We start from the raw sequence: 15,066 nt of genomic DNA on the forward strand, positions 1-15,066 counted from the left end.
TTCCGTTTCCGGTTCGGATTCCGTTTCCGGCCCCCTGTTGGAGCGGGGTTTCGCCTTCTCGCTTTCGCTTTCCGGCGGTGCCGACTTTATCAGATCCGATTCGGTCGGCTTTTCCGACCGCCTTCCGGTGGCCCTCTCACGCCGAAGCGCTACAGGGTTCCCGTCGCGGTGGAGCCGTAAACGTACTGGACGGCCGCGCCCGGATGCAAATCGAGGCGGGAGCGGCCGTCCGTGCGGCTGACGAGGCGTCAACCAGTGACCGTCGGGGACCGTCAGACCTCGACGACCACGGGCAGGATCATCGGGCGCCGGCGGTACTGGTCCGAGACCCAGCGGCCCACCGCGCGGCGGATCAGCTGCTGGAGCTGGTGCGGCTCGGCGATGCCGTCCGCGGCCGCCTTGGCGATGGATTCCTCGATCTTCGGCACCACGGCGTTGAACGACGCGTCGTCGATACCCGAACCGCGGGCCTGGATCTGCGGGCCGCTGACGACCTTGCCGGTCGTGGAGTCGACGACCACGAAGACGGAGATGATGCCCTCGTCGCCCAGGATGCGGCGGTCCTTCAGCGACGACTCGGTGACGTCGCCGACCGAGAGGCCGTCCACGTACACGTAGCCGGCCTGGACCTTGCCGACGATCCGCGCCGCGCCGTCGATCAGGTCGACGACCACGCCGTCCTCGGCGATCACGATGTGGTTCTTCGGCACACCGGTGAGGGCGCCCAGCTCGGCGTTGGCGCGCAGGTGGCGCCACTCGCCGTGCACCGGCATCAGGTTCCGCGGCTTGCAGATGTTGTAGAAGTACAGCAGCTCGCCCGCGGAGGCGTGGCCCGAGACGTGGACCTTGGCGTTGCCCTTGTGGACGACGTTGGCGCCCCACCGGGTCAGGCCGTTGATCACGCGGTAGACCGCGTTCTCGTTGCCCGGGATGAGGGACGACGCGAGGATGACGGTGTCGCCCTGGACGATCCGGATCTGGTGGTCGCGGTTGGCCATCCGGGACAGCGCGGCCATCGGCTCGCCCTGGGAGCCCGTGCAGACCAGCACGACCTCCTCGTCCGGCAGGTCGTCCAGCGCCTTGACGTCGACGACCAGGCCGGCCGGGACGCGCAGGTAGCCCAGGTCGCGGGCGATGCCCATGTTGCGGACCATCGAACGTCCGACGAAGGCGACCCGGCGGCCGTACTCGTGGGCCGCGTCCAGGATCTGCTGGATGCGGTGCACGTGGCTGGCGAAGCTGGCGACGATGATGCGCTTCTGGGCGCCGGCGAAGACCGTCCGCAGCACGTTGGAGATGTCGCGCTCCGGCGGGACGAACCCGGGGACCTCGGCGTTGGTGGAGTCCGACAGCAGCAGGTCGATGCCCTCCTCGCCGAGCCGCGCGAACGCGGGCAGGTCGGTGAGGCGGCGGTCCAGCGGGAGCTGGTCCATCTTGAAGTCGCCAGTGTGCACCACCATGCCGGCCGGGGTGCGGATGGCGACCGCCAGGGCGTCCGGGATGGAGTGGTTGACCGCCACGAACTCCAGGTCGAACGGGCCGATGGCCTCGCGGTGGCCCTCGACGACCTCAAGGGTGTACGGGCGGATGCGGTGCTCCTGGAGCTTCGCCTCGATCAGCGCGAGGGTCAGCTTCGAGCCGATCAGCGGGATGTCCGGCTTCTCGCGGAGCAGGTACGGGACGCCGCCGATGTGGTCCTCGTGGCCGTGCGTGAGCACGATGCCCTCGATGTCGTCCAAGCGGTCCCGGATGGACGTGAAGTCCGGCAGGATCAGGTCGACTCCGGGCTGCTCCTCCTCGGGGAAGAGCACTCCGCAGTCGACGATCAGCAGACGGCCGTCGTACTCGAAGACCGTCATGTTGCGGCCGATCTCGCCGAGACCGCCGAGGGGCGTGACGCGCAGGCCGCCCTCGGGGAGCTTCGGCGGGGGACCGAGTTCAGGGTGCGGGTGACTCAAAAGACTCTCCTCACCACGCACGCCACATGTCCCGGGGACACATGGCGCGCGTGACATTCGTGCACTTGCAGTTATGGGTTACCGGTGTTCGGTTGTCGATCGCTTGTTCAGTTGTGAATCGGCTATGCCGCGGTATTCGGTTGTGAAGTCTGCGGGCCGCCGGTCGCGCGGTGGCGCGGACGGTCGGCGTGCCCTCTGTTAGAGCTCTACCCCGCCGGCCGCCAGATCGCGCTTGAGCTGTTCGGTCTGCTCGGGTCCGAGTTCGACCAGCGGCAGGCGCAGCGGCCCGGCCGGGAGGCCCTGGAGGGCCAGCGCCCGCTTGGTGGTGATCACGCCCTGGGCCCGGAAGACGCCGGTGAAGACCGGCAGCAGCCGCTGGTGGATCGCCGTCGCCTTGCTGACGTCGCCGGAGAGGTGGGCCTCCAGCAGGGCGCGCAGCTCGGGGGCGACGAAGTGGCCGACCACGGAGACGAAGCCGACGGCGCCGACGGACAGGAGCGGCAGGTTCAGCATGTCGTCGCCGGAGTACCAGGCCAGTCCGCTGCGGCTGAGGGCCCAGCTCGCGGCGCCGAGGTCGCCCTTGGCGTCCTTGTTGGCGACGATGCGGGGGTGCTCGGCGAGCCGGACCATCGTCTCGGTCTCGATCGCGGTGCCGCTGCGGCCCGGGATGTCGTAGAGCATCACCGGGAGCTCGGTGGCGTCGGCGATCGTGGTGAAGTGCCGGTGCAGGCCCTCCTGGGGGGGCTTGTTGTAGTACGGCGTCACGGCGAGCAGGCCGTGGGCGCCCGCCCGCTCGGCGGCGCGGGCCAGCTCGACGCTGTGCCGGGTGTCGTTGGTGCCGGCTCCGGCCACGATGTGCGCCCGGTCGCCGACGGCCTCCACGACCGCCCGTACGAGCTGCGCTTTCTCCGCGTCGCTGGTGGTGGGCGACTCGCCGGTGGTGCCGTTGACGACGAGGCCGTCGTTGCCCGCGTCGACGAGGTGGGCGGCCAGCCGCTGCGCGCCGTCGAGGTCGAGGGCACCGTCGGAGGTGAAGGGGGTGACCATCGCGGTCAGGACCCGTCCGAAGGGCGTCTGCGGTGTGGAGATCGGAGCCATGAGGGCCACGCTACTCGTTGCTCACCGTGAGGTACTCCCTCGGGGAGTGTGCAATGGATCCCGGCACTGCCTGCTCGGGGGTTCAAACAGTGCCGGGTCCGTTTATTCAGCCTAAATGAAGAGGTCGAAAGGTCGCAATACGGACAACCCGCCTGCCGGGTGCCCGACCCTCTCCCGGTTCCGCGCCACGGAGCGGCGCGGCGGCTTCGGGGAGGGGGCGGCGTGGGTGGGGCGGCGTCGGGGCGTCCGCCCGGTGGGCCTCCGGTGGTTGAGATTTTTCACAGAGGTCACAGAAATCGGGCACCAAAAGGGGCGTTCGAGCGTCTTTACGGGTGACAGTCACCTCAAGGTTCCTAGGAGAGCCCAACATGTTCCGCCGGCGAGAGCCCGTACCGTTCGCCTTCGTCGCCGAAGCCGAGCGGTATCGCAGCAACATCACGCCGCCGCCGCAGCGCGCCAGCCGCTCGCAGATCGTCGGGCGGGTGCTGATGGGGCTGACGGTCACCGCCGGGCTGGTCGGAGCGCTTCTGTTCGGCCTGCCCGCGATGGACACCAGCTCGCAGCACACCCAGCACTCGCAGAGCTCGCAGGCGTCCAACCGCTGAGGACGGTTCGCCCGAACCACTCGAAAGGGGCCCGGTCGATGTCGACCGGGCCCCTTTTCCGTTTTTCCGTGCTCCGGCTTTCCGTGCCCCAGCGGGCGGCTGCGCCCGCCTCAGCGCGCGTCGGGGCGCACCGGCTTCCCGTCGTGCAGCGCGATCGCCCGCTGCATGGCCTTGCGGGCGCGCGGGGTGTCCCGCGCGTCGTGGTAGGCCACGGCGAGCCGGAACCAGCTCCGCCAGTCCTCCGGCGCGGCCTCCGTCTCGGCCCGGCGGCGGGCGAAGACGGCGTCCGCCGAGTCCCGGTCCACCCGGCCGCTCGGGGTCCGCTCCAGCTCGTCGACGGGGAGCCCGCCCTCGGCCTCCAGTTCGCGCGCCAGCCGGTTGGCGTCCCGCGCGAACTTGGTGGTCTGGTAGAGGAACCAGGCGCCGATGAACGGCAGGATCAGGACGGCGATGCCGAAGGCGACCGTGATGGCCGTGCCCTGTTCGATCAGCATGACGCCGCGGCTGCCGACCAGGACGAAGTAGACGACCAGGACGGCGGCCAGCCCGCAGTAGACGATCTTCGCGCGCATCGTCGATCAGCCCAGGTCCAGGAAGTGTTCGAGGCCGAAGGTCAGCCCCGGGGTCGCCGGCACCCGGCGGGCGCCCAGCAGGATGCCCGGCATGAAGCAGCTGTGGTGCAGCGAGTCGTGCCGGATGGTGAGCGTCTCGCCGGTGTCGCCGAGCAGCACCTCCTGGTGCGCCAGCAGGCCGCGCAGCCGGACGGAGTGGACGGGGATCCCGTCGACGTCGGCGCCGCGCGCGCCGTCCAGGGCCGTCGTGGTGGCGTCGGGCTGCGGGGGGCACCCGGCCTCGCGCCGTGCGGCGGCGATCAGCTGCGCGGTGCGGGTGGCGGTGCCGGAGGGGGCGTCCGCCTTGTTCGGGTGGTGCAGCTCGACGACCTCGACCGATTCGAAGAACCGGGCCGCCTGGCGGGCGAAGGCCATGGTCAGGACGGCGCCGATGGAGAAGTTCGGCGCGATGAGCACACCGGTCGACGGGGAGGCGTCGAGCCAGGAGCGGAGCCGCGCGAGGCGGTCCTCGGTCCAGCCGGTGGTGCCGACGACGGCGTGGATGCCGTTGCGGACACAGAACTCCAGGTTGTCCATGACGGCGTCGGGGTGCGTCAGCTCGACGGCGACCTGGGCGCCGGCGGCGGTCAGCGCCTCCAGGTCGTCGCCCCGGCCCAGCGCGGCCACCAGTTCCATGTCGTCGGCGGCCTCGACGGCCCGGACGGCCTCGGAGCCGATACGGCCCTTGGCCCCGATGACCGCCACGCGCAGCTTGCTCATCGTTCCTGCTTCCTTCAGCGGTGACATTAGGACTTCAGCGGTGAGGCTAGGAAACGGCCTCGTGCAGACGTGCGGCCTGCTTGTCCTTCAGCGGGCCGATCACGGACAGCGAGGGGCGCTGCCCGAGCACGTCACGGGCCACCGCGCGCACCTCGTCCGGCGTGACGGCCGAGATGCGGGCCAGCATGTCGTCGACCGACATCTGCTCGCCCCAGCACAGCTCGCTCTTGCCGATGCGGTTCATCAGCGCGCCGGTGTCCTCCAGGCCGAGGACCGTGGAACCGGCGAGCTGGCCGATCGCGCGGCCGATCTCCTCGTCGGACAGGCCCTCCGAGGCGACCAGGTCGAGCTGGTCCCGGCAGATCCGCAGCACGTCGTGGACCTGGCTGGGACGGCAGCCGGCGTAGACGCCGAAGAGGCCGCAGTCGGCGAAGCCCGAGGTGTACGAGTAGACCGAGTAGGCGAGGCCGCGCTTCTCCCGGACCTCCTGGAAGAGGCGGGAGCTCATACCGCCGCCGAGCGCCGTGTTGAGCACGCCGAGCGCCCAGCGGCGGTCGTCCGTGCGGGCCAGGCCGGGCATACCGAGGACGACGTGCGCCTGCTCGGTCTTGCGGTTCAGCACCTCGACGCGGCCGGCGGTGCGGATGGTCCGCGAGCCGGAGCGGGGGGCGACGGGCACGGCGTCCGTACGGGACAGCGCGCCGGCCCGGTCGAACGCGGCGCGGACCTGGCGGACGACCTTGGCGTGGTCGACGTTGCCCGCGGCGGCGACGACGAGACGGGTCGGGTCGTAGTGCTTCTTGTAGAAGCGCGCGATCTGGTCGCGGCCGAGCGCGTTGATCGTGTCGACGGTGCCGAGGACCGGGCGGCCGAGGGGGGTGTCGCCCAGCATGGTGTGCGCGAACAGGTCGTGCACGCAGTCGCCGGGGTCGTCCTCGGTCATGGCGATCTCTTCGAGGATCACCCCGCGCTCGGCGTCCACGTCCGCCGGGTCGATCAGGGACCCGGTGAGCATGTCGCAGACGACGTCGATGGCCAGCGGCAGGTCGGTGTCGAGGACACGCGCGTAGTAGCACGTGTACTCCTTGGCCGTGAAGGCGTTCATCTCGCCGCCGACCGCGTCGATCGCGGCGGAGATGTCGAGCGCGCTGCGCTTGGCCGTGCCCTTGAAGAGCAGGTGCTCCAGGTAGTGGGTCGCGCCGTTGAGCGTCGGGGTCTCGTCGCGGGAGCCGACGTTGGCCCAGATGCCGAAGGTGGCGGAGCGGACGGACGGCAGGGTCTCGGTGACGACGCGGAGGCCGCCGGGGAGGGTGGTCCTGCGGACCGTGCCGATGCCGTTCTCGCCCTTGAGAAGCGTTTGGGTACGGGCGACGGCCCGCCCCTCCGAGGAGGTGCGGGCCGTCTTCCGTGTACTACGGGACGTCACTTGGCGGACTCGTCCTTGGTCTCGTCGGCGGTGTCGTCGTTCTCGCCCTCGATCACGGGGACGAGGGAGAGCTTGCCGCGCTGGTCGATCTCGGCGATCTCGACCTGCACCTTGGCGCCGACGCCGAGCACGTCCTCGACGTTCTCCACGCGCTTGCCACCGGCGAGCTTGCGGATCTGCGAGATGTGCAGCAGGCCGTCCTTGCCCGGCATGAGGGAGACGAAGGCACCGAAGGTGGTGGTCTTGACGACCGTGCCCAGGTACCGCTCGCCGACCTCCGGCATGGTCGGGTTGGCGATCGCGTTGATCGTGGCGCGGGCGGCCTCGGCGGCCGGGCCGTCGGCGGCACCGATGTAGATGGTGCCGTCGTCCTCGATGGTGATCTCGGCGCCGGTGTCCTCCTGGATCTGGTTGATCATCTTGCCCTTGGGGCCGATGACCTCACCGATCTTGTCCACCGGGATCTTGACGGTGATGATCCGCGGGGCGTTGGGGGACATCTCGTCCGGCGTGTCGATGGCCTCCATCATCACGTCGAGGATGTGCAGGCGGGCGTCGCGGGCCTGCTTGAGGGCCGCGGCCAGGACGGAGGCCGGGATGCCGTCCAGCTTGGTGTCGAGCTGGAGGGCGGTCACGAACTCCTTGGTGCCGGCGACCTTGAAGTCCATGTCGCCGAAGGCGTCCTCCGCACCGAGGATGTCGGTGAGGGCGACGTAGTGGGTCTTGCCGTCGATCTCCTGGGAGATCAGCCCCATGGCGATGCCGGCGACGGGGGCCTTCAGGGGCACACCGGCGTTCAGCAGCGACATGGTGGAGGCGCAGACCGAGCCCATGGACGTCGAGCCGTTGGAGCCGAGGGCCTCGGACACCTGGCGGATCGCGTAGGGGAACTCCTCGCGGGTCGGCAGGACCGGCACGATCGCGCGCTCGGCGAGCGCGCCGTGGCCGATCTCGCGGCGCTTCGGCGAACCGACGCGGCCGGTCTCACCGACGGAGTACGGCGGGAAGTTGTAGTTGTGCATGTAGCGCTTGCGCGTCACCGGCGAGAGGGTGTCGAGCTGCTGCTCCATGCGGAGCATGTTCAGCGTGGTGACGCCCAGGATCTGGGTCTCGCCGCGCTCGAACAGGGCCGAGCCGTGCACCCGCGGGATGGCCTCGACCTCGGCGGCCAGGGTGCGGATGTCGGTGACACCGCGGCCGTCGATGCGCTTCTTCTCCTTGATCACGCGCTCGCGGACCAGCTGCTTGGTCAGCGAGCGGTACGCGGCGGAGATCTCCTTCTCGCGGCCCTCGAACTCCGGGAGGAGCTTCTCGGCGGCGAGCGCCTTGACGCGGTCCAGCTCGGCCTCGCGGTCCTGCTTGCCGGCGATGGTGAGCGCCTGGGCGAGCTCGGGGCGGACGGCGGCGGCGAGGGCCTCGAAGACGTCGTCCTGGTAGTCCAGGAAGACCGGGAACTCGCCGGTCGGCTTGGCGGCCTTCGCGGCCAGGTCGGCCTGGGCCTTGCAGAGGACCTTGATGAAGGGCTTCGCGGCCTCGAGACCGGCGGCGACGACCTCCTCGGTGGGCGCCTCGGCGCCGCCCGCGACCAGCTGGATGGTCTTCTCGGTGGCCTCGGCCTCGACCATCATGATCGCGACGTCGCCGTCCTCCAGGACGCGGCCCGCGACGACCATGTCGAAGACGGCGTCCTCGAGCTCGGTGTGCGTCGGGAAGGCCACCCACTGGCCGTTGATCAGCGCGACGCGGACGCCGCCGATCGGGCCGGAGAAGGGCAGGCCGGCCAGCTGCGTGGACGCGGAGGCGGCGTTGATCGCCACGACGTCGTACAGGTGGTCGGGGTTGAGCGCCATGATCGTGGCGACGACCTGGATCTCGTTGCGCAGGCCCTTCTTGAAGGAGGGGCGCAGCGGGCGGTCGATCAGGCGGCAGGTGAGGATCGCGTCCTCGGAGGGCCGGCCCTCGCGGCGGAAGAAGCTGCCGGGGATCTTGCCGGCGGCGTACATCCGCTCCTCGACGTCCACCGTGAGCGGGAAGAAGTCGAGCTGGTCCTTGGGCTGCTTGGACGCGGAGGTGGCCGACAGCACCATGGTGTCGTCGTCCAGGTACGCGACGGCGGAGCCGGCGGCCTGCTTGGCCAGGCGGCCCGTCTCGAAGCGGATGGTGCGGGTGCCGAAGGCGCCGTTGTCGATGACGGCCTCGGCGTAGTGGGTCTCGTTCTCCACCAGGGATATCTCCTCGTCGGATCCGTGTACCGTCCGCGCCCGTGTGGCGGGACGGTGGTGGAGGGGCGCGCTGTGCTCTGTGCGGGCCGGTCTTCGATCGAAGCACCCGGAATTCCCCGTTCCGGGGGCCACTACCGAGGACCGGCGGAGAGTCCGCGCTCCTCCTTGTTCACGTCGTATACCTCGTGTACCTCGTGTACCCGGTATACGCCGTGTTCGTTATGCCGTGCGTTGTGCCGTTGTGGGACCAGAGTACAAAGCTTCCGTGTCCCACGAGATACGCAAAGGGAGCGGCCCCCCGTAGTGGGAACCGCTCCCTTGGTCACGTCTTACTTGGCGCCGGCGGCACCGCGGCGGATGCCGAGGCGCTCGACCAGGGCGCGGAAGCGCGTGATGTCCTTCTTCGCCAGGTACTGCAGCAGGCGGCGGCGCTGGCCGACCAGCAGCAGCAGACCACGGCGGGAGTGGTGGTCGTGCTTGTGCTTCTTGAGGTGCTCGGTCAGGTCCGAGATGCGGCGGGTGAGCATCGCGACCTGGACCTCGGGGGAGCCGGTGTCGCCCTCCTTGGTGGCGAACTCGGACATGATCTGCTTCTTCGTAGCGGCGTCGAGCGACACGCGATACTCCTTCAGAGTCTCGTTTGGCCACCGAGTGCCCCTGGTCTTGGTCTCAGGGGAGCTTCCGTTACTCGGGAGGCGGGGTCCGCTGGGCGCTGTCCCCAGACGCCGCGGAGGGCGGTCCGGAGGCGCGTACACATACGGCCGTCACACAGCGTACCAGCAGCACCGGCCGGGGCGTCACCCGCTGGTCATGCTCCGGGCCGCGGAGTACACGTCGAGCACCGCGAGGCACAACGGCACCAGGGCGAGCAGGAAGGCGCTCTCGGCCAGGTCGGAGAGGCGGCCCCAGAACGGGGAGAGCCCCTTCTTGGGGACGATCAGGGCGATGCCGACGATCAGCGCGGCCCCGGCGGCGACGGCCGCCGCCAGCCACACGGTGTGCACGTCGAGCGGGCCGCGGTCGCCCTCCAGGACCATCTTGCGGACCGCCTCGCCGGGCGGGTTCAGGGCCAGCCCGAGGACCAGCAGGCCGAGGCCCGCGAGGCCGGCGGTGAGGACGGACGCCACCTGCGCGGTGTAGCGGAAGAGGCGGGCGCGCAGCAGCATGGCGGCGCCGGTGGCGAGGGCCAGCAGCTGTGCCCAGAGGTCGTGGGAGAACCCGAGGACGGCGCAGGCGCCGACGACGACGGCCGCGCTGCCGCCGACCAGGCCGAGCAGCATCTCGTGGCCGCGGCGGGCCTGGGCGGCGACGCGGTCGGCGTCTATGGGGTCGACGGGGTCCGCGGCCGGGACGCCCGGCTCGCCGTCGGGGTCGCCGGCGGTGGCCGAACGGGGGGCCGCGTAGCCGATGGGCAGCCGGGCGACGCGGGCGGAGAGGCCGGGCAGGAAGGCGAGGGCGCCGATGGCGACGACGGCGCAGACGGCGGCGGCGTCGGTGGGGCTCGCGCCGGCGAGGATCGCGCAGAAGGTGGCGAGGGTGCCGACGGCCGAGGCGAAGACGGCGGCCACGAAGGGGGCGTCGCCGGTGGGCATGACCGCGGCGAGCACCACGGAGGCGACCAGGACGGTGACGCAGCCGAGCAGGAACTGGAGGCGGCCGACGCCCTCGCCGTCGCGGAGGGCGATCAGCCCGGATCCGGCGATCATCAGGTGCGGCAGGGCGGAGAGGCCCATGGCGACGGCGGAGGGGCGGTCGTCGTAGACACGGGCGCGGGCGCCCGCGAGGGCCGTCAGCAGGATGCCCACGGCGGCGGCGATGATGCCGGGCAGGCTGTGCATGTCGTGGCGCGCGGGGTCGGCGAACCAGAGGACGAACCCCAGGAGGACCAGCAGCAGCGAGCCGCCGACGAGGCCCGAGGCGCGCAGCAGCCGCTCGTTCCACAACGTGCGGTCGCGGGCGACGGCGGAGGCGACGGCGTCGGCCACGTCGTCGTAGACGGCGGGCGGCAGCGACTCGGTGAACGGACGCAGGCGCAGGAGCGCGCCGTCGAGCACGCGCTGGGCGCCGAGCGAACGCGCCGGTTCGAGCACGGTGCCGTCGGTGCCCACCAGGTGGTAGCCGGGCGGGGTGGTCCCCTCGGTGGTGTGCCCGGTGAGCCGGAGGATCTCCGGGAGGAGATCGGCGACGGCGACGTCGTCGGGGAGGGCGACGTCGATCCGGCTGTCGGGCGCGACGACCGTCACGCGGCTGTAACCGGTCGTTGTGGTCGGACTCACCTTGGAGGGCCCCCTCGTTGCCTGCTGTTCCACCCGCCGGCCCCGCGGTCTCCCGCTGCTGGTCCCGCGTGTTGACGGGCCGACACCATACCGGGGGCCACCGCTGTGTTATGCACGTAGGATCATCGTCGCGCGGAGACAGGCCACCACCAGGGGGGCGCCGGTCGCAACCGCCCAGCCCGCACGCGAGGGATTGATACGCCGGTGAGTCAGATCGTCGTCAAACGTCCGCCCCGGGTCATGCCACCCGAGCCCGACGCGGACGAGCTCCAGCTCGAATCCCCTCCCGAACTGCCCCGCGGGCAGCAGGAGGGGATGGCGATGCAGCTGCTGCCCATGCTCGGCATGGGCTCGTCGGTCGTCTTCTTCTTCATGCCCGGCACCCAGCCGTTTATGAAGATCATGGGCGTGATGATGCTGCTGTCGACGGTCGCGATGGCCATCGCGCAGGTCGTCCGCTACCGCAAGGGCTCGCAGGGCGCGGCCGTCGACGGCCGGCGCGACTACCTCAAGTATCTGGCGCAGACCCGGCGGAAGGTGCGGCGCACGGCGCGGGCGCAGCGGGACGCGCAGTTCTATCTGCACCCGGGCCCGGAGCAGTTGTGGGCGCTGGTCGCCGAGCGCAGCCGGCTGTGGGAGCGGCGGGTCTCCGACAAGGACTTCGGGCAGGTGCGGATCGGGCTGGGTCCGCAGCAGCTCTGGACGCCGCTGGTGGCGCCGACGACGGCGCCGGTGGACGAGCTGGAGCCGCTGGCGGCCGGTGCCATGCAGCGGTTCCTCGCGACGCACGGCTCGCTGGACGGGCTGCCGGTGGCCGTGTCGATGCGGGCGTTCTACCACGTGGTGGTCACCGGGGAGGCGGACGCGGTACGCGGCGCCGCGCGGTCGATGGTGGCCGGGCTGGCCGCCCTGCACTCCCCCGACGATCTGGTGATCGCGGTCGTCGCGGAGTCGGAGGCGGCGCGGGAGTGGGACTGGACGAAGTGGCTGCCGCACGCCCAGGCGCCCAGCACGGCCGACGGCGCGGGCACCAAGCGGCTGTTCAGCGACCATCTGCCGGAGGTGGAGGAGCTGCTGGGCAAGCGGCTGGAGGGCCGCACCCGGTTCAGCCGGGACGCCCAGCCGCTGCTGGACCAGCCGCACGTCGTGGTGGTGCTGGACGGCGCCGCGGTGCCGCCCGAGTCGCTGCTCGCCTCGCCCGAGGGGCTCCAGGGCGTCACCGTCCTGGAGATCGCCCCCGGCGAGGAGGACGAGCCGCGCGGCGGGCTGTGCGTCACCGTCCGGCCGGGCGCGCTGCGCCTGGAGTCGGCGACCGCCGTCTACCAGGGCGTCCCCGACGACCTGCCGGTGCCGGTCGCCGAGGCGCTGGCCCGGCAGATGGCCCCGCTCTGCCTGGGCGCCGCCGGGGAGGACGAGGAACCGCTGCTGGCCAACCTGGAGTTCACCGATCTGCTGGGGCTGGGCGACGCCGCCTCCGTGGACACGGCCACGACCTGGCGGCCGCGGTCCCGGGCCGAGCGGCTGCGGGTGCCGATCGGCGTCGGCGAGGACGGCACGCCCGTCATGCTCGACCTCAAGGAGGCGGCGGAGGACGGCATGGGCCCGCACGGCCTGTGCGTCGGCGCCACCGGTTCCGGCAAGTCGGAGCTGCTGCGGACGCTGGTGCTGGGCCTGGCGGTCACCCACTCCTCGGAGAACCTGAACTTCGTCCTCGCCGACTTCAAGGGCGGCGCGACGTTCTCCGGCATGTCCGACATGCCGCACGTCGCGGCCGTCATCACCAACCTCGCCGACGACCTCACGCTCGTCGACCGCATGCGGGACTCCATCACCGGTGAACTCCAGCGCCGCCAGGAACTGCTGCGCGCCGCGGGCAACTACGCCAACCTCAACGACTACGAGAAGGCGCGGGCGGCTGGCGCGCCGCTGGAGCCGCTGGCCTCGCTGGTCCTGGTCATCGACGAGTTCAGCGAGCTGCTCACCGCCAAGCCGGACTTCATCGACATGTTCATCCAGATCGGCCGCATCGGCCGGTCCCTGGGCGTGCACCTGCTGCTGGCCTCGCAGCGGCTGGAGGAGGGCCGGCTGCGCGGTCTCGACACCTACCTGTCGTACCGCATCGGTCTGCGGACCTTCTCCGCCGCCGAGTCCCGCACCGCGCTGGGCGTGCCGGACGCGTACCACCTGCCGTCCGTCCCCGGCTCCGGCTACCTGAAGTTCGGCACCGACGAGATGACGCGGTTCAAGGCCGCCTACGTGTCGGGCACCTACCGCGACGGCGCCGGCACCCTGACCCGTACCGGTCCGCTGCCCGCCGACCGCCGTCCGGTGCTCTTCACGGCGGCGCCGGTGCCCGTCCGCTACCAGGCGCCGGACCCGGACTTCAGCTGGTCCCCGCAGCGGCCGGACGACGACGCGCTGGCCGACACCGTCCTCGACGTCATCGTCCGCCGGCTGGAGGGCCAGGGCCCGGCCGCCCACCAGGTGTGGCTGCCGCCGCTGAACAACGCGCCCTCCATGGACCAGCTCCTTCCCCCCCTGACCGCCACCCCGGAGCGCGGCCTGCACTGCCCCGACCCGCAGGCGACCGGCGGCCTGCGGGTTCCGCTGGGCCTGCTGGACAAGCCGTTCGAGCAGCGGCGCGACGTCCTGGTCCGGGACTTCTCCGGCGCGGCCGGCCACATGCTGATCGTCGGCGGTCCGCGCTCCGGCAAGTCCACGCTGCTGCGCACCCTGATCGCCGGGTTCGCGCTCACCCACACCCCACACGAGGTGCAGTTCTACGGGCTGGACTTCGGCGGCGGCGGGCTGAGCGCCGTCGAGGGGCTGCCGCACGTCGGCGGCGTCGCCTCCCGGCTGGACCCGGAGAAGATCCGCCGGACGGTCGCCGAGGTCACCGGCGTCCTCAACCGGCGCGAGGAGTTCTTCCGCGACAACAGCATCGACTCCATCGCCACCTACCGCCGGCTGCGCGCCGCCGGGCGGCTGCCCGACGAGCCGTGGGGCGACGTCTTCCTGGTCATCGACGGGTGGCAGACGTTCAAGACGGACTACGAGATGCTGGAGCCGTACATCGCGGACATCACCACGCGCGGTCTCGGTCTCGGCGTCCACCTCGTCGTCACCGTCTCCCGCTACATGGAGATGCGGGCCGCGCTCAAGGACCAGTTCCTGAGCCGGCTGGAGCTGCGGCTCGGCGACCCGCTCGACTCCGAACTCGACCGGAAGATCGCGGTGAACGTCCCGGTCGGCGTGCCCGGCCGCGGCATCACCGCCGAGAAGCTGCACTTCCTGGCCGGCCTGCCGCGCATCGACGGCGGTTCGGGCGGCGGGGACGACCTCTCGGAGGCCACCGCCGACTTCGTCAAGACGGCCGTCGACGCCTGGCCGGGCCCGCACGCGCCGCAGGTCCGGATGCTGCCGCGGATGCTGTCCGCCCGCGAACTGCCCGACGGGCACGCGCAGCCGGGCCGCGGCGTCGCCATCGGCATCGACGAGATGAACCTCGCGCCCGTCTTCGTCAACTTCGACACCGACCCGTTCTTCGCGGTGTACGGCGAGAGCGAGTCCGGCAAGACGGCGCTGCTGCGGCTGCTCATCAAGCAGCTCACCGAGCGGTACACGCCCGAGGAGGCGCTCTTCCTCGTCGCCGACTACCGGCGCGGCCTGCTGGAGTGCGTGCCCGAGCCCTACCTCGTGGGCTACGCCACCACCCAGAACGCCTTCGACACGTACCTCACCGACATGAACACCCTCATCGGCAGCCGCATCCCGGGCACGGACGTGACCCCGCAGCAGCTCCGGGACAGGAGCTGGTGGAAGGGCCCGCGGGCGTTCATCGTCGTCGACGACTACGACCTGGTCGCCACCTCGTCCGGCAACCCCATGGCGCAGCTCGTCGACAACCTCCCCTACGCGCGCGACGCCGGCGTCAACATCATCCTGGCCCGGAGCAGCGCGGGCGCCGGGCGCTCCGCGTACGAGCAGTTCATCCAGCGCTTCAAGGAACTCGGCGCCCAGGGCGTGCTGCTGTCCGGCAACACGAGCGAGGGCGAGCTCCTCGGCAACGTCAAGCCGCGCCCGCTGCCGCCGGGGCGGGGCCTGTTCGTGTCGCGGCGGGGCGGGGCCTCGCTGGTGCAGACGGGGTGGG

At 71.3% G+C, this 15,066-nt stretch carries 10 protein-coding genes; 2 read left to right on the plus strand and 8 right to left on the minus strand.

Going from position 1 to position 15,066, the window contains the following annotated elements; translation table 11 throughout:
• Positions 1-272: 272 nt before the first annotated feature.
• Both ACSNOK_RS20610 and dapA read right to left on the minus strand, forming a co-directional pair.
• Positions 273-1,958 (minus strand): ribonuclease J, encoded by a 1,686-nt coding sequence (locus ACSNOK_RS20610; protein ID WP_436782204.1) that lies wholly within the window; start codon positions 1,956-1,958, stop codon positions 273-275.
• Between the two features lie 198 nt (positions 1,959-2,156).
• Positions 2,157-3,056, minus strand: coding sequence for a 4-hydroxy-tetrahydrodipicolinate synthase (dapA, locus tag ACSNOK_RS20615; protein WP_436782205.1), 900 nt, complete (start codon positions 3,054-3,056; stop codon positions 2,157-2,159).
• 368 nt (positions 3,057-3,424) lie between these two features.
• On the opposite strand from dapA, the gene ACSNOK_RS20620 reads away from it, so the two are divergent.
• The gene (locus ACSNOK_RS20620; protein WP_436782206.1) at positions 3,425-3,661 is read left to right on the plus strand and encodes a hypothetical protein; all 237 of its coding nucleotides are present in this window, start codon (positions 3,425-3,427) and stop codon (positions 3,659-3,661) included.
• A 110-nt stretch (positions 3,662-3,771) separates the two neighbouring features.
• Here ACSNOK_RS20620 and ACSNOK_RS20625 read toward each other — a convergent pair whose 3' ends face one another.
• From ACSNOK_RS20625 to eccD, 6 genes are all read right to left on the minus strand, one after another.
• Positions 3,772-4,233 carry a hypothetical protein gene (locus tag ACSNOK_RS20625; RefSeq protein WP_436782207.1) on the minus strand — a complete coding sequence of 154 codons (462 nt, stop codon included), beginning with the start codon at positions 4,231-4,233 and terminating at the stop codon, positions 3,772-3,774.
• Positions 4,234-4,239: 6 nt separating this feature from the next.
• Positions 4,240-4,992: a 4-hydroxy-tetrahydrodipicolinate reductase gene (gene dapB, locus ACSNOK_RS20630; protein ID WP_436782208.1), complete on the minus strand. Its 753-nt coding sequence runs from the start codon at positions 4,990-4,992 to the stop codon at positions 4,240-4,242.
• Positions 4,993-5,038: 46 nt separating this feature from the next.
• Entirely contained in the window at positions 5,039-6,418 is a 1,380-nt protein-coding gene (locus ACSNOK_RS20635; RefSeq protein ID WP_436782209.1) for a M16 family metallopeptidase, read from the minus strand.
• A complete protein-coding gene (locus ACSNOK_RS20640; RefSeq protein ID WP_436782210.1) occupies positions 6,415-8,640 on the minus strand; it encodes a polyribonucleotide nucleotidyltransferase in 2,226 nt (741 codons plus the stop codon). The genes ACSNOK_RS20635 and ACSNOK_RS20640 overlap by 4 nt, the downstream gene beginning before the upstream one ends.
• 329 nt (positions 8,641-8,969) lie before the next feature.
• Positions 8,970-9,257, minus strand: coding sequence for a 30S ribosomal protein S15 (gene rpsO / locus ACSNOK_RS20645; protein WP_185945964.1), 288 nt, complete (start codon positions 9,255-9,257; stop codon positions 8,970-8,972).
• 180 nt (positions 9,258-9,437) lie between these two features.
• Complete coding sequence (gene eccD / locus ACSNOK_RS20650) at positions 9,438-10,916, minus strand: type VII secretion integral membrane protein EccD (RefSeq protein WP_436782211.1); 1,479 nt, start codon at positions 10,914-10,916, stop codon at positions 9,438-9,440.
• Between the two features lie 204 nt (positions 10,917-11,120).
• Here eccD and eccCa point away from each other — a divergent pair.
• A partial coding sequence (gene eccCa, locus ACSNOK_RS20655) for a type VII secretion protein EccCa (protein ID WP_436782212.1) occupies positions 11,121-15,066 on the plus strand: 3,946 nt, incomplete at its 3' end.

Origin of the sequence: Streptomyces sp. URMC 126, from assembly GCF_051386555.1 — a bacterium.
Classification (GTDB): domain Bacteria; phylum Actinomycetota; class Actinomycetes; order Streptomycetales; family Streptomycetaceae; genus Streptomyces.